This is a genomic window from uncultured Clostridium sp. (assembly GCF_934754925.1).
Taxonomy (GTDB): Bacteria; Bacillota; Clostridia; order Clostridiales; family Clostridiaceae; genus Clostridium.
In genome coordinates, this window is sequence record NZ_CAKVJA010000007.1 from 22,288 (window position 1) to 44,243 (window position 21,956).

General features: G+C 27.6%; 21 protein-coding genes and 1 pseudogene. 16 read left to right on the plus strand and 6 right to left on the minus strand.

The window, feature by feature from the left end:
- Positions 1-6 precede the first annotated feature (6 nt).
- From purE to fliB, 8 genes are all read left to right on the plus strand, one after another.
- Positions 7-486 carry a 5-(carboxyamino)imidazole ribonucleotide mutase gene (gene purE / locus Q0G30_RS04315; protein WP_294386999.1) on the plus strand — a complete coding sequence of 160 codons (480 nt, stop codon included), beginning with the start codon at positions 7-9 and terminating at the stop codon, positions 484-486.
- On the plus strand, positions 486-1,190 hold the full coding sequence (gene purC, locus Q0G30_RS04320) for a phosphoribosylaminoimidazolesuccinocarboxamide synthase (RefSeq protein WP_294387002.1): 705 nt from the start codon (positions 486-488) through the stop codon (positions 1,188-1,190). Before purE ends, purC begins: the two co-directional genes overlap by 1 nt.
- 163 nt (positions 1,191-1,353) lie before the next feature.
- The gene (gene purF / locus Q0G30_RS04325) at positions 1,354-2,775 is read left to right on the plus strand and encodes an amidophosphoribosyltransferase (protein ID WP_195467030.1); all 1,422 of its coding nucleotides are present in this window, start codon (positions 1,354-1,356) and stop codon (positions 2,773-2,775) included.
- Positions 2,776-2,793: 18 nt separating this feature from the next.
- Positions 2,794-3,795, plus strand: a complete 1,002-nt coding sequence (gene purM / locus Q0G30_RS04330; protein WP_294387004.1) for a phosphoribosylformylglycinamidine cyclo-ligase — start codon at positions 2,794-2,796, stop codon at positions 3,793-3,795.
- A complete protein-coding gene (gene purN / locus Q0G30_RS04335) occupies positions 3,783-4,385 on the plus strand; it encodes a phosphoribosylglycinamide formyltransferase (RefSeq protein ID WP_195467028.1) in 603 nt (200 codons plus the stop codon). Before purM ends, purN begins: the two co-directional genes overlap by 13 nt.
- Before the next feature lie 13 nt (positions 4,386-4,398).
- Complete coding sequence (purH, locus tag Q0G30_RS04340; RefSeq protein ID WP_294387007.1) at positions 4,399-5,904, plus strand: bifunctional phosphoribosylaminoimidazolecarboxamide formyltransferase/IMP cyclohydrolase; 1,506 nt, start codon at positions 4,399-4,401, stop codon at positions 5,902-5,904.
- A 94-nt stretch (positions 5,905-5,998) separates the two neighbouring features.
- Complete coding sequence (purD, locus tag Q0G30_RS04345) at positions 5,999-7,243, plus strand: phosphoribosylamine--glycine ligase (protein WP_294387010.1); 1,245 nt, start codon at positions 5,999-6,001, stop codon at positions 7,241-7,243.
- Positions 7,244-7,569: 326 nt separating this feature from the next.
- The gene (fliB, locus tag Q0G30_RS04350) at positions 7,570-8,718 is read left to right on the plus strand and encodes a flagellin lysine-N-methylase (RefSeq protein WP_294387013.1); all 1,149 of its coding nucleotides are present in this window, start codon (positions 7,570-7,572) and stop codon (positions 8,716-8,718) included.
- Between the two features lie 90 nt (positions 8,719-8,808).
- Here the strand turns inward: fliB and Q0G30_RS04355 are convergent, their stop codons facing one another.
- Together Q0G30_RS04355 and Q0G30_RS04360 are read right to left on the minus strand one after the other, a co-directional pair.
- Positions 8,809-9,060 (minus strand): hypothetical protein, encoded by a 252-nt coding sequence (locus Q0G30_RS04355; RefSeq protein ID WP_294387019.1) that lies wholly within the window; start codon positions 9,058-9,060, stop codon positions 8,809-8,811.
- A gap of 171 nt (positions 9,061-9,231) precedes the next feature.
- Positions 9,232-9,921, minus strand: a complete 690-nt coding sequence (locus tag Q0G30_RS04360) for a YoaK family protein (protein ID WP_294387021.1) — start codon at positions 9,919-9,921, stop codon at positions 9,232-9,234.
- Positions 9,922-10,090: 169 nt separating this feature from the next.
- Between Q0G30_RS04360 and Q0G30_RS04365 the strand changes: the two genes are divergently transcribed.
- Positions 10,091-10,540 (plus strand): NUDIX hydrolase, encoded by a 450-nt coding sequence (locus Q0G30_RS04365; protein WP_294387025.1) that lies wholly within the window; start codon positions 10,091-10,093, stop codon positions 10,538-10,540.
- A 96-nt stretch (positions 10,541-10,636) separates the two neighbouring features.
- Here Q0G30_RS04365 and Q0G30_RS04370 read toward each other — a convergent pair whose 3' ends face one another.
- Both Q0G30_RS04370 and Q0G30_RS04375 read right to left on the minus strand, forming a co-directional pair.
- Positions 10,637-11,059, minus strand: coding sequence for a cytidine deaminase (locus Q0G30_RS04370; RefSeq protein WP_294387027.1), 423 nt, complete (start codon positions 11,057-11,059; stop codon positions 10,637-10,639).
- Positions 11,056-11,742 (minus strand): Crp/Fnr family transcriptional regulator, encoded by a 687-nt coding sequence (locus Q0G30_RS04375; RefSeq protein WP_294387029.1) that lies wholly within the window; start codon positions 11,740-11,742, stop codon positions 11,056-11,058. The genes Q0G30_RS04370 and Q0G30_RS04375 overlap by 4 nt, the downstream gene beginning before the upstream one ends.
- Before the next feature lie 201 nt (positions 11,743-11,943).
- On the opposite strand from Q0G30_RS04375, the gene Q0G30_RS04380 reads away from it, so the two are divergent.
- Positions 11,944-13,464 carry an NAD(P)H-hydrate dehydratase gene (locus Q0G30_RS04380; protein WP_294387031.1) on the plus strand — a complete coding sequence of 507 codons (1,521 nt, stop codon included), beginning with the start codon at positions 11,944-11,946 and terminating at the stop codon, positions 13,462-13,464.
- 145 nt (positions 13,465-13,609) lie between these two features.
- On the opposite strand, the gene Q0G30_RS04385 is transcribed toward Q0G30_RS04380, so the two are convergent.
- Positions 13,610-14,122 carry a L,D-transpeptidase gene (locus Q0G30_RS04385; protein WP_294387032.1) on the minus strand — a complete coding sequence of 171 codons (513 nt, stop codon included), beginning with the start codon at positions 14,120-14,122 and terminating at the stop codon, positions 13,610-13,612.
- 174 nt (positions 14,123-14,296) lie between these two features.
- On the opposite strand from Q0G30_RS04385, the gene Q0G30_RS04390 reads away from it, so the two are divergent.
- Positions 14,297-14,998, plus strand: coding sequence for an MgtC/SapB family protein (locus tag Q0G30_RS04390; protein ID WP_294387034.1), 702 nt, complete (start codon positions 14,297-14,299; stop codon positions 14,996-14,998).
- Between the two features lie 60 nt (positions 14,999-15,058).
- On the opposite strand, the gene Q0G30_RS04395 is transcribed toward Q0G30_RS04390, so the two are convergent.
- The gene (locus tag Q0G30_RS04395; RefSeq protein ID WP_195467014.1) at positions 15,059-16,477 is read right to left on the minus strand and encodes a DUF4317 domain-containing protein; all 1,419 of its coding nucleotides are present in this window, start codon (positions 16,475-16,477) and stop codon (positions 15,059-15,061) included.
- 288 nt (positions 16,478-16,765) lie between these two features.
- On the opposite strand from Q0G30_RS04395, the pseudogene Q0G30_RS04400 reads away from it, so the two are divergent.
- From Q0G30_RS04400 to Q0G30_RS04420, 5 genes and pseudogenes are all read left to right on the plus strand, one after another.
- A pseudogene (locus tag Q0G30_RS04400) lies at positions 16,766-17,201 on the plus strand (MerR family transcriptional regulator).
- 253 nt (positions 17,202-17,454) lie between these two features.
- The gene (locus Q0G30_RS04405) at positions 17,455-18,558 is read left to right on the plus strand and encodes a metallophosphoesterase (RefSeq protein WP_294387038.1); all 1,104 of its coding nucleotides are present in this window, start codon (positions 17,455-17,457) and stop codon (positions 18,556-18,558) included.
- Positions 18,559-18,561: 3 nt separating this feature from the next.
- The gene (locus tag Q0G30_RS04410) at positions 18,562-19,902 is read left to right on the plus strand and encodes a hypothetical protein (protein WP_294387041.1); all 1,341 of its coding nucleotides are present in this window, start codon (positions 18,562-18,564) and stop codon (positions 19,900-19,902) included.
- Positions 19,903-19,916: 14 nt separating this feature from the next.
- Complete coding sequence (locus tag Q0G30_RS04415; RefSeq protein WP_294387044.1) at positions 19,917-20,897, plus strand: U32 family peptidase; 981 nt, start codon at positions 19,917-19,919, stop codon at positions 20,895-20,897.
- 72 nt (positions 20,898-20,969) lie between these two features.
- Entirely contained in the window at positions 20,970-21,932 is a 963-nt protein-coding gene (locus tag Q0G30_RS04420; protein ID WP_294387047.1) for a tRNA-dihydrouridine synthase family protein, read from the plus strand.
- Positions 21,933-21,956: the final 24 nt, after the last annotated feature.

The following is a 21,956-nucleotide window of genomic DNA, read 5'->3' on the forward strand; positions in this document are numbered from 1 at the left end:
ATTAAAATGAAAGTAGCAATATTTTTTGGCTCTAAGTCAGATACAGAAATAATGAGAGGAGCAGCTAACTGCTTAAAGGAATTTGGTATTGAGTATAAAGCATTTGTTTTATCAGCTCATAGAGTTCCAGAAAAGTTAGAAGAAACTCTAAGAGAATGTGAAGCACAAGGATGTGAAGTTGTAATTGCAGGTGCAGGTCTTGCAGCACACTTACCAGGAGTAATAGCTTCACAAACAACAATGCCAGTTATAGGAGTTCCTTGTAAAGGAGCAATTGAAGGATTAGATGCATTATTTTCAATAGTTCAAATGCCGAAATCTATTCCGGTTGCAACAGTTGGAATAAATAATTCCTATAATGCTGGAATGCTTGCTGTACAAATGTTAGCTGTTGGAGATAAGGAATTAAAAGCTAAATTAGTTCAATATAGAAAAGAAATGAAAGAAAAGTTTATAGCTGAAAATGGTGAAGGAGTGGATTTATAATGGAAAAATTAGAGATGATGTACGAAGGTAAGGCAAAGAAAATATATGCTACAAATAAGGCTGATGAAGTAATAGTTTATTACAAAGATGATGCAACTGCTTTTAACGGAGAAAAGAAGGGGCAAATAGAAGATAAGGGTGTTTTAAATAATGCAATTACTTCAATGTTATTTGAGATGTTAAATAGTAAAGGAGTACCAACTCACTTTATTAAAAAGTTAAGTGATAGAGAACAATTATGTAAAAAGGTTGAAATAGTTCCTTTAGAAGTAATAGTAAGAAATGTTGCAGCTGGTTCTATGGCTAAGAGATTAGGATTAGAAGAAGGAACTGAACTTAAAACAACAGTATTTGAGTTATCATATAAAGATGATTCTTTAGGAGATCCATTAATAAATGACTACCATGCAGTTGGTATTGGAGCAACAACTTTTGATGAATTAGAAAAGATTTATTCTTTAACAGCAAAAATTAATGATATTTTAAAGGATATGTTCTTAAAATCTAACATAAGATTAATAGACTTTAAATTAGAGTTTGGTAGATATAATGGAGATATAGTTTTAGCTGATGAAATTTCACCAGATACTTGCAGATTCTGGGATGCAACAACTGGAGAAAAGTTAGATAAGGATAGATTTAGAAGAGATCTTGGTAATGTTAAGGATGCTTATGTTGAGATATTAAAGAGAATACAAGAATAGTTTAGATAGTGACAAGTGGCAAGTGACAAGTTGAGGATGAAACTCCTTGTGTAGTTTCTAAAAATATATATTTTACATTCAGTATTAACTGAATTTATTCATTAACTTGAAACTTGTAACTTATAACTTGTCACTCAAAAACTAATTAATTGGGGGTAGGAGTATGAATCCAAAGTTAGATAATATAATAATGGATCCAAGTAATGATAAATTTAAAGATGAATGTGGAGTGTTTGGTGTGTATTCAAACAAGCCACTAGATGTTTCATCGCTGACTTACTATGGTTTATATGCACTTCAACATAGAGGACAAGAAAGTGCAGGTATAGCTGTTGCTAATGGTGAAGATATAAATATTAAAAAGGGAATGGGACTTATTACAGAAGCATTTTCTCAAGAAGATATAAATAGTTTAAAGGGATTTGCTGCTATTGGACATGTTAGATATTCAACAAGTGGTGATACTAGAATCGAAAATGCCCAACCATTATTAAGCCAAACAAAGTTAGGACCAATAGCTATGGCACACAATGGAACATTAGTTAATGCAGATGTTATTAGAGAGTTATTAGAGGATGGAGGACATATATTCCATACATCAATTGATTCAGAAGTAATTGCTAACTTAATTGCAAGAGGAGCTAAAAAAGGTGTTGAAAGAGCAGTATTAGATGCAATTCAAGCTGTTAGAGGATCATTTGCAATGGTTATATTAACTGAAAACAAGCTTATTGGTGTAAGAGATCCACATGGAATAAGGCCTCTTTCTTTAGGAAAAATTGAGGAAGGATATATTTTAACTTCTGAAAGCTGTGCTTTAGATGCAATTGGTGCAGAATTAGTTAGGGATATTGAGCCAGGAGAAATTGTAGTAATTGATGAAAATGGAATTAATTCATATAGATATTCTGAAAATACTCAATGTCAAACTTGTGCCTTTGAATATATTTATTTTGCAAGACCTGATTCTATTATAGATGGATTAGATGTTCATGAATCAAGAGTAAGAGCTGGAGAACAATTATATAAAGAAAATCCAATTGATGCAGATGTAGTTGTTGCAGTACCAGATTCAGGTATACCAGCAGCAATAGGATATGCTAAGGCTTCAGGAATACCTTATGATACAGGATTTGTAAAAAATAGATATGTAGGTAGAACATTTATTACTCCATCTCAAGAAGTTAGGGAAAGAGCAGTTGCTGTTAAGTTAAATCCTTTAAAAGTAAATATAAAAGGTAAGAGAGTTATTCTTATAGATGATTCAATAGTAAGAGGAACTACTTCAAAACATTTAGTTGAATCTTTAAGAAGGGCTGGAGCAAAAGAGGTTCATTTCTTAGTTGCATCACCAGTAGTTCAATATCCATGTTACTTTGGAATTGATACTCCTTATAGAAAAGAGCTTATTGGGGCTAATCACTCATTAGAAGAAATAAGAGAAATAATTGGTTGTGATTCTTTAGGATATTTAACTATGAATGGTATGTACAAATGCTTTAATGCAAATCAAGGTTATTGTGTAGGATGCTTCAATGGAGTATATCCTGTTGCAACACCAATCGAAAACCAAAATCATAACTAAGAAAGGTAGGAATTTATAATGATAACTTACAAAGATGCTGGAGTTAATATAGAAGAGGGTTATAAGTCAGTAAAGCTTATAAAAGAATATGCACAAAGAACAATGAGTGAATATGTTTTAAATGGCTTAGGAAGTTTTGCTGGAATGGTTGAATTACCAGAAGGTTATAAAAAACCTGTTTTAGTTTCAGGTACGGATGGGGTTGGAACTAAGCTTGAATTAGCATTTAAAACTAAGAAATATGATACAGTGGGTATTGACTGTGTAGCTATGTGTGTAAATGATATTTTATGTCATGGAGCAAAGCCATTATTTTTCTTAGATTATATAGCTTGTGGAAAGCTTGAAGCAGAAGTTGCTGCTGATTTAGTTAAAGGTGTTTCAGATGGTTGTGTTATGTCAGATTGTGCTTTAGTTGGTGGAGAAACTGCTGAAATGCCAGGTTTTTATAAAGAAGGAGAATATGATATTGCAGGATTTGCAGTAGGTATCGTTGATAAAGATAAAATAATAAACGGAAAAAATATTAAGCCAGGCGATAAGCTAATTGGTATTACTTCTTCAGGGGTACATTCAAATGGATTCTCTTTAGTTAGAAAATTATATACAGATTTAAATGAAAAATTTAATGGAGAAGAAGTTTGGAAAACATTAATTACTCCAACTAAGATATACGTTAAACCAATATTAAGCTTAATTGAAAAATTTGATATTAAGGGTATGTCTCATATAACAGGTGGAGGATTTATTGAAAATGTCCCAAGAATGTTTAATGGCTCAGAATTAACTGCAGAAATAAATAAAGATAGTTATCCATTACCAGCAATCTTTGAAGATATGATTAACAAAGGTGTAAATAGAGATCATATGTATAACACATTTAATATGGGAATTGGTTTTGTGTTATGTGTTGATGAAAAAGATGTTAATGCTGTTATAAAAGAACTTCATGAATTAGGTGAAAAAGCTTATGAAATTGGTGTTGTAACAGCTGGAGGTGAAGGAGTTTGCTTAAAGTAGCAGTACTTGTATCTGGTGGAGGTTCAAACCTCCAATCAATTTTAGATTATGGAGAAGAAACTTTTAAAGTTGAAATGGTTATTGGAAGTAAAGAAGGCATTTATGGTTTAGAAAGAGCTAAAAATGCTGGAATTCCATCATATGTTGTTTCTAAAAAGGAATATGGAAATGAAGCTTCTAATAAGATATTAGAATTAACTAAAGGTAAGGTTGATTTAATAGTTTTAGCTGGTTATCTTTCAATATTAGATGGGGAAATATTAAAAGAATTTAAAGATAGAATAATAAACATTCATCCTTCACTTATACCAAGTTTTTGTGGAGATAAAATGTATGGGATGCATGTACATAATGCAGTAAGAGCTTCAGGTGTTAAGTTTACTGGATGTACAGTTCATTTTGTTAATGAAGAAGTAGATGGTGGGGCAATAATACTTCAAGAAGCAGTTCCAGTATATTTTGATGATAGGGCAGAAGATATACAAAAGAGAGTACTAGTGGAAGAGCATAAATTATTACCTAAAGCTATTGATTTAATAAGTAGAGGTAAAATTGAGATTATAGACGGCAGAGTAAATATTTTAAAATAGGGAGGATTTTTACATGATTAAAAGAGCATTAATTAGCGTATTTGATAAGACTGGAATTTTAGATTTTTCAAAGTTTTTAGCAGAAAACGGAGTTGAGGTTATTTCAACTGGAGGTACGTATAAACACTTAAGGGAAAATGGAGTTGCAGTAACAGAAGTTAATGAAGTTACAAATTTCCCAGAAATGCTAGATGGAAGAGTTAAAACTCTTCACCCAATTATTCATGCAGGAATACTTGCTATAAGAGACAATGAAGAGCATATGAAAACTATAAAAGAAAGAAATATTGAAACTATAGATATGGTTATAGTTAATTTATATCCTTTCTTTGAAAAAGTAAGAGAAGATTTAAGCTTTGAAGAAAAAGTTGAATTTATAGATATTGGTGGTCCTACAATGCTAAGAGCAGCAGCTAAGAACTTCCAAGATGTTGTTGTTATTTCAGATGTTAAGGATTATGAATTAGTAATGAATGAAATTAATGAAACTGGAGATGTCAGCTACAAGTTAAGAAAGAAATTAGCTGGTAAAGTATTTAATTTAATGAGTGCTTATGACGCAGCAATTTCTAACTTTATGTTAAATGATGAAGAAGAATATCCAGAATATCTTTCAATTTCATATAAGAAGAAGCAAAGCTTAAGATATGGTGAAAACCCACATCAAAGTGCTGCATACTATGTTTCAAATGAATTTGATGGTGGTATGAATGACTTTGAAATATTAAATGGTAAAGAACTTTCTTACAACAATATCAAGGATTTAGATATCGCATGGAAAGTTGCCAATGAATTTGAAGAAACAGCTTGCTGTGCATTAAAGCATAACACTCCATGTGGTGTTGCAATAGGTGATACTGCAGTAGAAGCTTACACTAAAGCACACGATGTAGATCCAACTTCAATATTTGGTGGAATAGTTGCTATCAATAAGAAGATTGATAAAGCTACTGCTGAAGAAATGGTTAAAATATTCTTAGAAGTAGTTGCAGCTCCAGATTTTGATGAAGATGCTTTAGAAGTTTTAAGAACTAAGAAAAACCTAAGAGTTATTAAATGTAACGTTAAGCCATGTGATAAGAAATTCATGGTAACTGTTGATGGAGGAATTTTAGTTCAAGAAGAAGATACTAAACTTTTAGATGAATTAAAAGTTGTTACAGAAAAAGCTCCAACTGAAGCTGAAATGAGAGATTTAGTATTTGGTATGAAGGTTGTTAAATATGTTAAATCAAATGCTATAGTTACAGTTAAAGATGGTGTTGCTGTAGGAATTGGTGGAGGACAAGTTAATAGAATTTGGCCAACAATGGATGCTTTAAGAAGAGGTGAAGGAGCAACTATACTAGCTTCAGATGCTTTCTTCCCATTTAGAGATATAGTTGATGAATGCTCTAAATATGGAATTAAAGCAATAATTCAACCAGGTGGTTCAATGAGAGACCAAGAATCAATTGATGCTTGTAATGAACATGGAATTGCTATGGTGTTTACAGGAATAAGACATTTTAAGCACTAGAAGTTACCACAGTGGTAAATACAATATATGGAAGTGGCTCCGGGGTCCATACATTAATTGGAAGTAATTTGTTGTTATAAGAGAGGTTAATATTATGAAAATATTATTAGTTGGTTCTGGTGGAAGAGAACATGCTATTGCTTGGAAGTTAGCTAAGAGTGAAAAAGTAAGTAAGATATTTGTGGCGGCTGGTAATGGTGGAACTGCAATTGAAAATAAATGTGAAAATGTTAATATAACTGATATAGATGAATTAGTAGTATTTGCAAAGGAAAATAATATAGATTTAACTTTTGTTGGACCAGAAGATCCATTAACAAAGGGAATAACAGATAAATTTAAAGTAGCAGGACTTAGATGTTTTGGACCAGATGCTGCTGGTGCTCAATTAGAAGGAAGTAAAGCTTTTTCAAAGGATTTTATGAAGAAATATGGAGTTAAAACAGCTCAATATGGAACTTTCACAGAATGTGATGAAGCTAAAGCTTATTTAGAAAACTGTGAATATCCAATAGTTATTAAAGCAGATGGATTAGCTGCTGGTAAAGGTGTTGTAATTGCAGCAACTAAGGAAGAGGCTATGAATACAATTGATGATTTTATGATTTCTGATATCTTCAAGGGGGCAGGACAAAAGGTTGTTATTGAAGAATTCCTTGAAGGTGTAGAAGCTTCAATCCTTTCAATTACTGATGGTAAGACTTTAATACCTTTTATTTCAGGAAAAGACCATAAACAAATCTTTGATGGTAATAAGGGGCCAAATACTGGAGGCATGGGAGTTTTAGCACCAAATCCGTTTGTTACTGAAGAAGTAATGAAGGATTTTGAAGAAAACATAGTTGCTAACACTTTAAAAGGAATCCAAGAAGAAGGGTTTGATTTTAAGGGAATTATTTTCTTTGGTTTAATGATAACTAAAAAGGGAACTTATTTATTAGAATACAATGTAAGAATGGGTGACCCTGAAACTCAATCTGTATTAACTTTAATGGAAAGTGATTTACTTGATTTAGTTGAAGCAGCTTTAGATAGTAGATTAGATGAAGTTGAAGTTAAGTGGTATGATGGAGCTTGTGTTAATGTAGTTTTAGCTTCTAATGGGTATCCAGGAACTTTTGAAAAGGGGTTTGAAATAACTATTGATGAAAGTATTAAGGATAAGGTGTTCTTAGCTGGAGCTCAATTAGTAAATGGAGTTTTTAGAACTAGTGGAGGAAGAGTTTTATCTGTTGTTGGTAGAGGTAGAACTGTTGAAGAGGCTAGGGAAGAGGCTTATAGGATGACTGAGATGGTCAATTTTGAAGGAAAGTATTTTAGAAGAGACATAGGTAGATAATAAATATAAAAATAGTAAGGCAACCTTAATATAAATGTTTGGGTTGCTTTTTATTTTGCTTTCATTAGAGCTTTCTATAAGAGAGGGTAAGAATATACGTCTTATATGAAAATCTAATTGATATAAATAGATGGACTGAATTAAAAAATATACGTGAATATTATAATTTTTTTAGGAAACATGAAAATGAATTTAAATAATTATATACTTATACTTATAAGTAAGTTAAGATAGCTAGTGAGAAGGATATTTTATTAGCTATCTTTCTTAGAATTCTAATTTTTATAGAAAGTATAGATTTAAATAAATGTGAATTGGAGACAAAAATGAATAAAAAAATAAATATATCAAAAATTACAGGCTATGACAGCTTTAAGTGCAGTGCAGATAAATGTAAATTTACATGCTGCGAAGGTTGGGATATAAATGTAGATGATAATACTTTAAATAAGTGGAAAAATGAAGAAATTAAATTTGGTTATATTTTAAAAAATTTAAAAATAAAAGAGTCTAAAAATAAGAAAGAATATTTTATAAATAAAGATACTCATGACATATGTCCATTATTAGATGAAAATGGTTTATGTGAAATAGTAAAGAATCATGGTGAAGAATATATATCCTTAACATGTCATACATTTCCTAGAATAAAAAATGAATTTAAAGATAGAACTGAATTTTCTTTATCGTGTGCATGTCCAGAGGTTATAGAAATTATAAGCAATATTAGCGAAAAAATAGATATGATACCTGAAGAGGAAAATAATTATTTAGATTCATCATTAGAGTTTAAAATTAGAGAAACTTTAGTGAATATAATTAAGCAAGATGAATTTTCATTAGATTATAAATTAGTAATTAGTTTTCAAATGCTATTAACTATTTTAGAAAATATACATATTAATCAGAGAAAATTATTAGCAGAAATTAAGGAATATAAAAATAGAGAATACTTAAAAGAGCTTCAAAATATGTATAATAAAATAGATTTAAATATATATGAGTCTATAGAAGAAATTAATAATTTATTTATAGATATTGTAGAAAATTATAGAGATGTTTCTGGATTAGAAGCTATTTTAGGTGATATTTCAAATTTTGCAGAAGAAATAGACATAGAGTATCTTTGTGAACAATGGGATGAGTATAAAAAGGTATTTGAAGAGCATAACCATTTACTTGAAAATTGTATAGTATCTAAAATTTTAGCAAATTGTAATAGTAATAATATCGAAGAAATTACACTTTCTTTTGAGATAATTATATTAGAATATTTATTAATTAGATATGCACTTTTCTTAAAATATTGTATTAGTGAAAGTCAAAGATTAGATATTCAAGATATAAAGGATTATATAGTTGTATTTTCAAGAGTTATTGGTAATAATTCAGAAGCTGTCATGGATTTCATAAGTGAAGGCTTTGGTAGTGAAATTTTAGAAATTGGATACATATGCTTCATAAGTTTATATTAACAATTGTAATTTCATATCAGTTTTATATTTATAATAAAAAGGTAGAAAGCTATTAGGAAAATTAATCCCAATAGCTTTTTTTGCAGTATATTAATTGTAGGAATCAGTGATGTTATTAATGTTAGAACTACTATTGCCAGAAAGACCACCAATAAGGCCGGCAAGGTTACTGTTAGAAAGATTATTACTACTAAAGTTTCCAGTACTAAAGTTGTTGTTAGTTCCAATACTATTGCACCAAGCATTATTAAATCCACTGCAACTAAATATCTTATTATAGTCTCCCCAAAAGCTACTAGGTCCAAAGCCACCACCAGCAAACAATAATAATATTGCTAGCATGTAAAACCAGGAGCCACCAAAAGGCGATAAGGTATTACCAGAGTTATTACAGGGATTATAGCGGTTATTATTACAACAATCTGATTGTATATTACAACAATTTTTTGACATGTATCTCATCTCCTATCATTAGATTTCATACTATATAGTATTTAAAAAAGATGAGTTTGTTTAAAGTTTCTTTTCATAAATATATATCCAAAAAGCTTGTAGAAATAATATAAAACTACAAACCCATACAGATTTAATACCTAAAGCAAGAGATATTAAAGTACCAGGAATAGCACCAACTGCAAAAGAAAAAGTAAGTATTGTAAAAGTAATTAATTTTTTAAAAGAGTCATTGCTTTCTTTATCTAATGCACCGAATAAGAATAATCCAACAGTTCTAATATTACCAGTACATATAGTTGTATTAAAAGGAACACCAAGACAATTTCTAAATAAACATAATTGATATCCCATTAAAAAAGAAACTAAATTAGTAACAATAATATCAGGAAAAGAACTAGGAATTAGCCCTATTAAAAATAATGCAATTCCTTCTAAAACAAGAGCAAACTTTCTCCAATCTCCTTTAAAATTAAAGTTTATAAGTATAGTTTCAATTAATTTACTAAAAGCAGCACCTAATATACAGGTTACAATTGGAATGAAGTAGTGTAGTGCCTCTAACCATTCTCCAAGAGCAATATTAATTCCTAATTTAGACATATTAGCAGTATGCATATTAGCTAATATATTATTTCTTGTAATATAAGTATATCCATTCATATATCCACCAACAAAAGTTATTATCATTATAAATAAAGGCTTTTCAAATGGTGGTATCTTTTGTATTTTGTTATTGTTATTTTTCATATAAATCCACCTTAAAGACATAAATATTAATGAAATGACCTATATATTATGCCCTAAATTTAAAAATTATCTTTCTTTTTATTTAATAACAAAAAGTTATAGGTATAATAGAAGTGAGAAAAAGTTAATTATATTGTTTAGGTTAATGAATAGTAGTGAGGTTATAAATATGGATTATGTTAAATATATACGAGAAAGAGTAGGTCATGACCCAATAAATCTAACAGGGGTAAATGTATTGATAATAAATGAAGATAATCAAATATTATTACAAAAGAGAGGAACATTCCCTTACAAATGGGGATTAATAGGTGGAATTACGGAGTTAGGTGAGTCTCTTGAAACTACTGCAATTAGAGAAGCAAAAGAAGAAACTGGATTAAATATAAAAGAGTTAACTCTTTTAGGAACAACTTCAGGAGAAGATTGTTTTATAGAGTTTCCTCATGGAGATAAAGCTTTTTTTATAACTATAGGATATGTATGTAAAAGTTATAGTGGTAAATTAAGTATAGATAATTTTGAAACAAAGGACTTATGTTTTTTTAGTTATGACGAATTGCCAGAAAATATACCTAGAAGTCATAAGGTATTTATAGAAAAATATTATAGTATATAAGATAAATAGTTATTAGAGAGTAAATTAAAGATAACTTCTAATAGATTTTTTATATAGATAAAGCTATTGATTAAAAAATCAATAGCTTTTAATAGTTTATTCTAAATTTTTACCTGTAAATGCTAATGGTAAAAGTTCATCTAATGTATACTCTAAATATTCTTCTGTACTTTTAGCAATTATTACTTTGAAAGTTTTTAAATCACAAAACTCAGCCATTACTTGTCTGCATACAGCACAAGGTGCGCAGAAATCTCCGTCTCCAGGTTTTATGCCTGCTTTATTTCCTACAATTGCAATAGCAGTGAATTCCTTTTGACCTTCAGAAATTGCTTTGAAGAAAGCAGTTCTTTCAGCGCAATTTGTTGGTGTATATGCAGCATTTTCTATATTGCATCCTTGATAAATTTCACCACTTTTACAAAGTAGAGCAGCACCTACATTAAAATTTGAGTATGGTGTATAACAATGTTTTTGAGCATCGAATGCTTTTTCTATCAATAATTTCTTATTAATCATTGGTTACCTCCTGAATTATTATTAAAAATACTTACTAAGTTATTATTACTATTAGAGGAGAAATTTATATCAGCAAGTTTATTTATATCCTTTACCTTAATAGATCCCTTATTATATTCAATAATACCTTCATCTACTAACTCTTTAATAATTCGATTAATACTTCTAATATTAGAACCTACACCTTCTACTAGTATGTCTTTATGAACGGTATTTAGATTATGTTCATTTAAAAACTTCCATAAAAAGAAGAGTACTCTATCTTTTAAATTATAAGCAACATTTGCTTTGCTATTAATAGAAGTATGATACATCTTTTCAGAAAGCTCTGTATGAATATATAAAGAAAATTCACTATCATATTTAATCCATTCTAAAAAGGATTCTTTGGAAATTTTAATTCCTTCACAAGGTTCAAGTGCTTCTACATAATTTAATATAGGTTTATTAGCGAATACTTCTAACTCCCCAAATAAATCATTTTCACAATAAGTCCTTTCTAGATATTTAATTCCAGTTGGTGTTAGTGAATAAACTTTGACTTTTCCTTTTTTTATTATATATACAAAGTTAGGATCTTCATTTTGTATAAGTATTTTATCGAAAGTATTAAATTTAACATACATAAATTTATTTTTTATATAATTAGGACAAGTGTCTAAAAAATAAGGTAAGTTGTTCATTGCAAGTCTCCTTATTAGTTAAGTAAAGTAATTATATCATATTAAATTTTTTTAGAAAGTGGTAATAGAAAAATTAAGGACAAATGTCCAAAATTTTAGAAAGATAATCTAAAGAAACAAATTATTAAAATTAATATAAAATAGTTAAATGATGGTATAATTATAAATATATAAATTAATTTTATAAAAGGTGATGAGATTTTGAAAATAGGAAACTCAGATTTAATAAGAAATATAGATAATTACTGTATAAATAATTTAAAAGTTCCTTCAATTATTCTTATGGAAAATGCTGCATTAAAGGTTAATAAAAATATAGATTTTGAAAAATTTAAATCATTTACTATAGTATGTGGAACTGGAAATAATGGAGGTGATGGCTTAGCTGTTGCACGTCATATTTTTAGTATGAATATGAAAGTAGATATATTTATAATAGGTAATCATTCAATGAGTAAAGACTGTAAAACAAACTATAATATTTTAAAAAATATGGGGATTAATATAAAGCATATTATTAAAAGTGAAGATATTATAAATTTAAGGGAAGCACTAAGTGAAAATAGCATGACTATTGATGCAATTTTTGGAATAGGTTTAAGCAGAAAAATAGAAGGAATATATGATGAAGTAATTAAAATAATAAATGAAAAAAGCACTTACACACTTTCTATAGATATACCTTCAGGAATGAAATGCGATAGCTTTGGGATTCTAGGTAATTCTATTGAAGCAGATAAAACTGTTTCTTTTGAAGTTTATAAAAAGGGATTTTTAGATTATGAAAGTGAAAAATATACAGGTGATATAATAATTGAAAAAATAGGTATACCAGATTATGTAGTTAATAAATTTCATAATAAAGAATACATGACAGAAATAAATGATATAAAAAGTATTATAAAAAAGAGAAATAAGTATTCACACAAAGGTGATTTTGGAAGGGTTACTATTATAGCAGGATCTGAAAAATTTACAGGTGCAGCGTATATTTCAACTATGGCAGCTGTAAGAACTGGTTCAGGGTTAGTTACTCTTTGTACAAAGAAATCTGTAGTAGATATTTTAAAGACTAAATTAATAGAAGCTATGTCAATGTCATATGAGGATAATACATTTGAAGCGGTTATATTAAATAGTGATAGTATTGCAATGGGACCTGGTATGGGAAATGATGAATTTACATTTAAACAGGTAAGAAGTATTCTTTCTAAGGAAGGATGTCCTGTAGTTCTTGATGCAGATGCATTAAATGTATTAAAGGATAATTTAGAATTATTAAAGAATAGTAATAGAAAGATTGTAATAACACCACATATGGGAGAAATGTCTAGGATTACAGGTATTAATATCAAAGAGTTAGTTGAAAATAGAATTGATATTGCTGTTAATTTTGCTAAAGAATATAATGTAGTAGTATTATTAAAGGGATATAATACTATAATAACTGATGGTAGAGAAGTTTATATAAACTCAACAGGAAGTAGTAAAATGGCATCAGGAGGTATGGGAGATGCACTTACAGGAATTATTACTTCCTTTATAGGGCAAGGATATGAGGTTTTAAAGGCAACAATATTAGGAGCATATATTCATGGATATTGTGGAGATATATTATCAAAAGATATGTTTTGTGTTAATGCATCTCATATTATTGAAAAGCTCCCATATATAATTGAAGATTTAATAAATAAACATGAAAATCAACTTAAATTACAGTAGAGAAATGAAAATTAGAGATGATATTGAGAAGTGATTATATACGTATATAATAAAAATAAGCTGTATTCTACCAAATATGTGGGATACAGCTTAAATTATAAATATATAGTTTTATTATTGATTCTCAACTTTTATAATCAATTCTTTAACTTATAAAAACGGTAGTTCCATATGGAATATTATCATAAATCCATTTAGCATTTACTTTAGCAAGTCTAACACAGCCATTACTAATTTTATATCCAAGACGTCCGTCTCTAACTGTATTATCTAAGTTATAAATAATTGAATGGAAAAGATAATTTCCTTTAAATTGTGTATAGTAATAACAAATATACCCATGATTTTCGCCAAATGAAAATCCTTTAGCACCAACTTTAAATGTTCCTAATGGTGTAGGGGTGGATGGTTTTCCAATAGAGCAAATATAATTCTTCACTAGCTTCCAGTTATTTTTAGAGCCTGAAAAAATATTCACATGAAAATTATTAGTATCTACCCAAATAAGATATTTGGTAGTGCTAGATAAATTATTGTTATTTACAAATTTTGTAGAGGTATCATTGTAATTTGATGGAACTCTAAATTTATTAGATATTACAGATTTTGAAAAAATAATATTATGATATATATTTTTTAGGATATTATTAAATTGCATAAATATTCTCTCTTCTTGTATTATTAAATATATTATTTTATGAAATAATATATTTAAGTGTTCAGTCAATAAAATTAAGAATACAAATATTCTTAAAATTTATTTATATTACAAATAATAAATTAAATTATAAAAGTATACAGTTTTTATTAAACTTCTGGAGGTGAATATTTTATGATAAGTGAGCTTATTAATAGTGAAACATTTAAAGTATCAATAGTTATTATATTTAAGATAATTGTATGTGTAATTCTTGTAGGAGCAATAGGATATAATAGAGAGAAAAAAGGCATGGTAGTAGGAATAAGAACTCATGTTATGGTTGGACTTGTTGGCTTATTAATTCAAATAACATCTTTAGAATATTATCGTATTAATGGTGGGGATAATGATGTGTTCAGATTGGCTGGACAATATATTTCAGGTATAGGTTTTTTAGGTGCAGGAACAATATTAAAAGATAAAAGAAGCGTAAAGGGGTTAACTACAGCAGCATCTATATGTTTAGTAGCTATAATAGGTCTAGCGGTAGGATCAGGTATATATCTTGCTTCAATACTTGTTACTCTTGTTGCATATGCATTTTTAAATGATATATTTAGAATAAAAAATTTAATTACTATATCTAGAAATTCACATGCCCATATAGAAGTTAGAATAAGTGAGAATATATCAGTAACAGTTGAGGCTATAAAGGACATGATAAGAAATGTTGGGGGAGATATAGTATCTATTGAAATGCAAAAGAGATCTAAGGGTGAAGGTGTTAGACTTAGATTTAAAATAAATCTTGATGATGAACTTGATATTAGCGATATATTAACAGATATAATGTGTATAAATGAAGTTGAAAAGGTAGATTTAATAGAGCATTAAACATATAAAATGGTATGTGTCAGAAAGCATGATACATACCATTTTTATTATTAAATTATATTAAACTAAGCTATCAATTCCATTTACAGTAGTTTGTTCATTTTCATCAACAGGAATAACAAGGTATTTTTTACCGTCAATTATTTGTGATTTTATTTGAGGTACTTTTTCAGGTTTTACTTTTAGTACAATATCATAGTTTTCATTTGTAGTATTAGAATTATCAATACTTTCATCTAAAGCTTCAGATGTCCCTATGTTAGTATTAAGGTCGGTATCAGAATTATCTTTTGATATAGAATCATTAATATCTTCTGAAGTAATATTAGAAGAATCTACTTCTATAGCAGCTTCATTTTCTAATTCTGATGAAATCTTTTCGCTTTCTGAATCTGGGGAAGAGGCTTGACTTACTCTTTCAAGTTTATTTTCAAGGATTTTTACCTGTCTTTCAAGCATTTCTTCTTTTTTCTTTTGAGCTTTTGCGGCAAGAGCCTTATTATCTATTAATATTTCAGCTACAGGAGGGGTATCGCCAAAGTTTTCTGTATATGATTTTTCTATTTTAGTAGTAATTTCTTCAGGGACACCACTTAGAGATAGTATTTCCTGAACAACATCATTAGTTAAAACTATTGGTGTATCAGACTCTTCATAAATACTATTATGTTCTTCAATTTTATTATTTAGGCTTTCTTGAATTTCCATAAAGAAATGCTCAGATTTTTTTTCATCAGGACCAAGAGCATCTCGGATAATATCATTAAATGCTTCTTTTTGCTCTGTATGAGTTTGTTTTGAAGGACAGCCTAGAACATTTTCCATTAATTCAGGATGTGTATCTTTTGAATTTTTTGTATAGTACATAATAGAGTTAACATCTGAACCACGATTTATGAAGGCAGGAAATACAAATCCATTACTTGGTGCTTCAACAACCCAATCTCTTGTACGAGATTTAATAGTATTTTCTTCCTCAAAGTATCTAAGTCCCGCCTTAGATAGTTCAACAGGGCATATAGCACAAAGAATATATTCATAAACCTCTTCAGATTCATCTAGTTTTGCATTATCTTTAGTCTTAGTAATAATATCGTAAGCATCGTGGAATATAAGTATTAGGAAGTTACCGGTATAATCATAACTTTCTATAATTGAATTGTAGAATTCATCAAGTAAAGCATCATCTTTTAATCCACTGTTTTTTAGTTTCATAAAAGAAAGTTGTTTTTCGTTTATGTGTTCTTCGTTAAGTTCAAAATTAAGTTCTAAAATATTGTTACCAATAGTTCCAGATAAAACTTTCTTAGCAATTTCTAAGTATTTAAAATAATCATCTTCTTCTAAATTTAAAAATGTTTCCCTAAATTTTAATAAAATATTTTTTTCGCCATTAACGTAACAACCACACATTTTTGTAAAAGTACAGTGGTCTTTTTTAAAACGTTTTTTTAGCTCTAATATATCTTTTTTTCTCATATATAATCCTTTCATTACAAATTTTATTTATTAATATATAGCAAAATATGTTACTAATTATAAGTATAATATTCTCATGAAACCTCTGCAAGAATGAAATAGATTATATTAGTAAGTTATAAATTTTTGAATATAAGATATTATAATGGATAAAATATTATTTTAAATTTTTGTTGACTATAACGTTACGTTATAGATTATAGTTATATTGTGGTAGGGAAAATTTATTATAGCTATAATAATTCAATTGAAAATATCTACTGATCTATAAAAAGAGGTTGAATAAAAATGAAAATAAGCGAGGTAGCAAAGTTAAGCGGAGTTACAGTAAGGACACTTCATTATTATGATGAAATTGGACTTTTAAAACCAAGTAAGACTACGGAAGCTGGATACAGAATGTATTCAATTGAGGATTTAGAAAAGTTACAACAAATACTATTTTTTAGAGAATTAGATTTTCCATTAAATGAAATAAAAGAAATAATGATAAATCCAAAATATGATAAAATTGAAGCGTTAAATAAGCATAAGGAATTGCTTATAGAAAAAAGAAAAAGAATAGATGGATTAGTTACCTTTTTATAATTGCACAAAGGAAATTTTAAGTTGTTTAGGATTAATGTATATAGGAGATGAAAGATTTAAAGAAAATATAGATAAATATGGAGAAGGAACTTCAGAATTCATGGCAAAGGCAATTGAGATATATTGCTCAAAATAAAAGCTTATATTTATAATATAAAGTCCACAACAATTGTTGTGGATTTTTTGCAGGTATTATGTATTTAACAACTTGACATTTTCTTGAAAAAAGCAAAAAATAAATATAAAAATGAGAAGATTTAATTTATTGTACTAAGGGTAAGGTGCAGTATTATTTTAATATGGTATCTGCACAAATAATGAATGAAATATATAGTGAGTAGTTTTTAAAGTGTTTGGAAAAAGAAATATTGAGAAAGAGGGAATAAAAAATGTTTTTCTATATTGTACTACCAGTAATATTTATGATTCCTTTTGGAATATATATATATTTTTTTATTAGAAGAATCTTAAATTTGCTTATGAAAGATAAGAAAATCAAGCAACAAAAAATTATAAGTTTAGTTTTAACATTACTTATAATGATACCAGCATTAAAGGTATGGGGAACATGGGCAGTTGTAGTATTTCATATTGTTATAATTGCATGGGTAGTTGAATTAATTTATTTTATTATAAAGAAATTTACTAATAATAGTTTTATTAAAGTAACTTATAGAAGTGGAATTATACCGTTATTATTAACAGCAATTTTAATTGTATATGGATATATAAATATTCATAATATAATTGAAAAAGATTATACTGTGTATACAAATAAAAATATTGGGAGCAAAGCCTATAGAGTAGATTTTATATCAGATCTCCATTTTGGCACTACTATGGATAATGAGACATTGCAAAAATACTGTGATAAAATATCAGAAACTAATGCAGATATAGTAATATTAGGTGGAGATATTGTAGATGAAAGTACGACTTTAAAAGAAATGCAAGATGCATTTAAAATATTATCAACTATTAAAAGTAATTATGGGATATATTATGTATATGGTAATCATGATAAATCTAAATATACAATAGATCCTAACTATACTGAAGAAGAGTTAGAGGAAGCAATAATAAATTCAGGAATAAAAATACTTGCCGATGATATATATGAAATAAATGATGAACTGTGTATAATAGGAAGAAAAGATAGATCTTATGCAAATGAAACTAGAAAATCATCACAAGAACTATCAAAAGAAGTAAGTGATGATTATTATAAAATAATAGTTGATCATGAGCCTTGTGAATTAAAAGAAAATAGTGAAAGTGGATATGATTTAATGATTTCTGGGCATACACATTATGGTCAAATATGGCCAATAGGACAGTTGATGGAATTGTTTAATATTAATGAAATGGAATATGGATATGAAAAAAAAGACAATATGGATATAATAGTCTCTTGTGGAATAGGAGGTTGGGGATATCCATTAAGAACAGAAAAACATTGTGAATATGTAGTGATTGATATTGTGAGGAAATAAATTTTGGAAAGAGAAGAAGTAGAATTATTACCATCAGGGTTAATAACCTGTTTATTAAATATTAAAGAAGTAAGAATAATGAAAATATCTCCTGAAAGGTTAACTATAAGATTAGCACAAGAGATAAAGGAGATAAATGAATTAAAGGTTATATTTCATATATTTGATGAAAATAGATATGAAGAAATAACTATAGAAAAATATAATTTGATAAATAAGGAGAAGCATGAGTTTTATATAACTTATGTTTTTTCTATTAAGGACGAAGCTTATTTACAAAATGTGAGAAATACTTTTAACAATTATACTAGATATATTAGATTAAAGTCATATAGTGATGATAATTATTTTTCTAATGAGATGGTAGGATATCCTTCAGAAAAAGATTATGATTTCTATGAAGATTATATAAGTCAAAAGCAAGAGTGGATGACTAATTTAAATTATGATAGCTTTAATTATAGTATTTTAAATTCAGTAGAATTAGCCATTAATATAGATAATTATGAGCTGTATAATAAATATTTAAATGAAGACATAGAGGTATTTGTTGATAATTACTTAAAAAATAATTTTATAGAAAAGCATAAGCTTATGCATAAAAATATATCAAGAATTTATATTGGAAATGAGTTTTGTCATAATTTATTTCCAAGCCTTGAATTGTTAATTGAAATGATTAACAAGGCTAAAGAAGAAAATCTAGAAATTACAATATGTTTTACATATATAAGAGAGTGCTATATAGAAAAAACTAGATATATAATAGAGAAGATATATGATTGGTGTATTGAAAATAATAAAAATATAGAAATTGTAATAAATGATTGGGGAATGATAAAGTTAGTACAGGATAAAAGTGATTATTTTATTCTTAACCTAGGAGTATTATTAAATAAAAGAAAGAAGGATCCAAGGTATGTTTATAAAAAAGGGTATAAGGAAAACAATAAGTTAATAGGAAAAAATAATCTTAATAGTTATATTTTTAATAGATTTCTAAATGAAAATAATATAAAAAGATATGAGTATGAAAATTGTGGATATGATATTGAAATTGCAGAAGGAAATCATAGTTTACATATTCCTTTTTATGTAACTAATACATCTCAGTATTGTACATTATATGCAATGTGTACAACAATGAATAGAGGTAATCAAAAACTTGTTAAAGGATGTCCAATGTACTGTAAGGAATATATATTTTCATATCCAAAGCACTTAAAAATGGTAGGAAGATATAATTCAATATTTGCTTTTGATGACACATTACTTAAGGATTTTGAGAAGTTAGAGCATTATATAGATAATGGAATAGATAGAATAGTTTTAAATTTTATATAAATGAGGAAAATAAAATGAAAATAGTAGCAGGACTTGGGTGTATTGATGATTATATAAGATTAGTTAAAGCAGGGGCAGATGAAGTTTTTTGTGGATATGTTCCTTATGAGTGGAATAAAAAGTATGGAAGTCTTTTTCCTTTAAATAGAAGAGAAGTGCTTTATTATAATATCCAAATAAATTCTTTAGAAGACATGAAGATATTAAAGAAAATGGTAGATATTTATAATGTTCCAGTAAGCATAGCATTTAATTATTTATATTATATAGAAGAGCAATATGAGGAAATAGCTAATATAATACAAGATTTAATAAGGATTGGATTTAATGAATTTATTATAGCTGATATTGCACTTATATTATATTTAAAAGAAAAGGAAATAAAGTGTGTTATACATTTAAGTGGAGAATGTGCAGAAATTAATAGCCTAGCAATAGATTTTTTAAATAAACTAAATATAGCTAGATATGTTTTTCATAGAAAAAATACAATTGAAGATATAGAATCATGTATAAAAAATAATAGGATAAAAAACTTGCAATATGAAGCTTTTATTTTAAATGAAAAATGTCATTATAGTGGTGCCTTTTGTAGCTCTTTGCATTGTGATGAAATGTGTCATTTATGTAAGATGCCATATGATTTAGTTAAAATAAATGAGGAATCTAATTATTTTCAGGATGTTGATAAGAAGCTTCAACTTTACTATAAGGATTTTGAAGAGAAAGAATTATATATAGAAAATAAAAGCGAGTCATATATTTTAGGAAATACAGGATGTGGTATTTGCGAATTGAAAAAGTTAAAGGAAGCAGGAGTTACTCACCTAAAAGTTGTTGGGAGAGGTAAGTATGTAGATGATATTGAAAAGGATATTATAGGATTAAAAGAAGCCATTAATATGATTGAAAACATTGATAATGATAGGGATTATAAAAAGGCCATAAAAAATAAGCTATTTAAAGGTAAATGTAGCAAAGAGTGTTATTATTAATATTAATGTAGATTATAAGGTGTTTGACTGATATAATATTTTTTAGAATATTTACAAACGAGGAGTAATTACATGAAATATTATTTAGCACCAATGGAAGGAATTACAGGGCATATATATAGAAATGCTTATGAAAAATACTTTCATAATATAGATAAATACTTTACACCCTTTATTGTACCTAATCAAAGTTTAAGTCTTAAAACTAAAGAGCTAAGAGATTTATTACCAGAAAACAATGAAGGTTTAAATGTAGTGCCACAGATATTAACTAATGATGCAGAAGGATTTATATTAACTGCAAATAAGTTAAAGCAATTAGGATATAATGAAATTAATTTAAATTTAGGATGTCCAGCAGGAACAGTTGTTTCAAAAAAGAGAGGATCAGGATTTCTTGCTTATCCAGATGAATTAGAGAGATTTTTAGATGAAATATATAAAATTGATAATATAAAAATATCAATAAAAACTAGATTAGGAAAAGAAATGCCAGAAGAATTTTATAAGCTTATTGAGATTTATAATAAGTATCCTCTTGAAGAATTAATAATTCATCCTAGAACTAGGGAGGATTTTTACGGAAATACACCAAATTTAAAAATGTTTAAAGAAGCATTATCTTTAAGTAAACATTCTGTATGTTATAATGGTGATATTTTTACTACTGAAAATTATCATAACATAGTAAATGAGTTTCCACAAATAGATAAAGTAATGCTTGGAAGAGGCATATTAGCTAATCCAGGATTAATCGGTGAAATTAGAGATAATAATTTTATTAGTAAGGAAATTTTGAAAAAGTTCCATGATGAAATTTTTGAAAATTATACAATTCTTTTAAATGAAGACAAAAATGCCATGTATAGAATGAAAGAACTTTGGGGATATATGTCACATATATTTACAGATAATAAGAAGTATTATAAAAAAATTAAGAAAGCACAAAAAGCTAAAGATTATAGAGAAGCTGTTTCAAGTTTATTTCAAGAGCAAGAAATTATAAAAGGTGCTGGATTATTTAGTAGTGAATAATACATAATAATAAATGAGGATTCA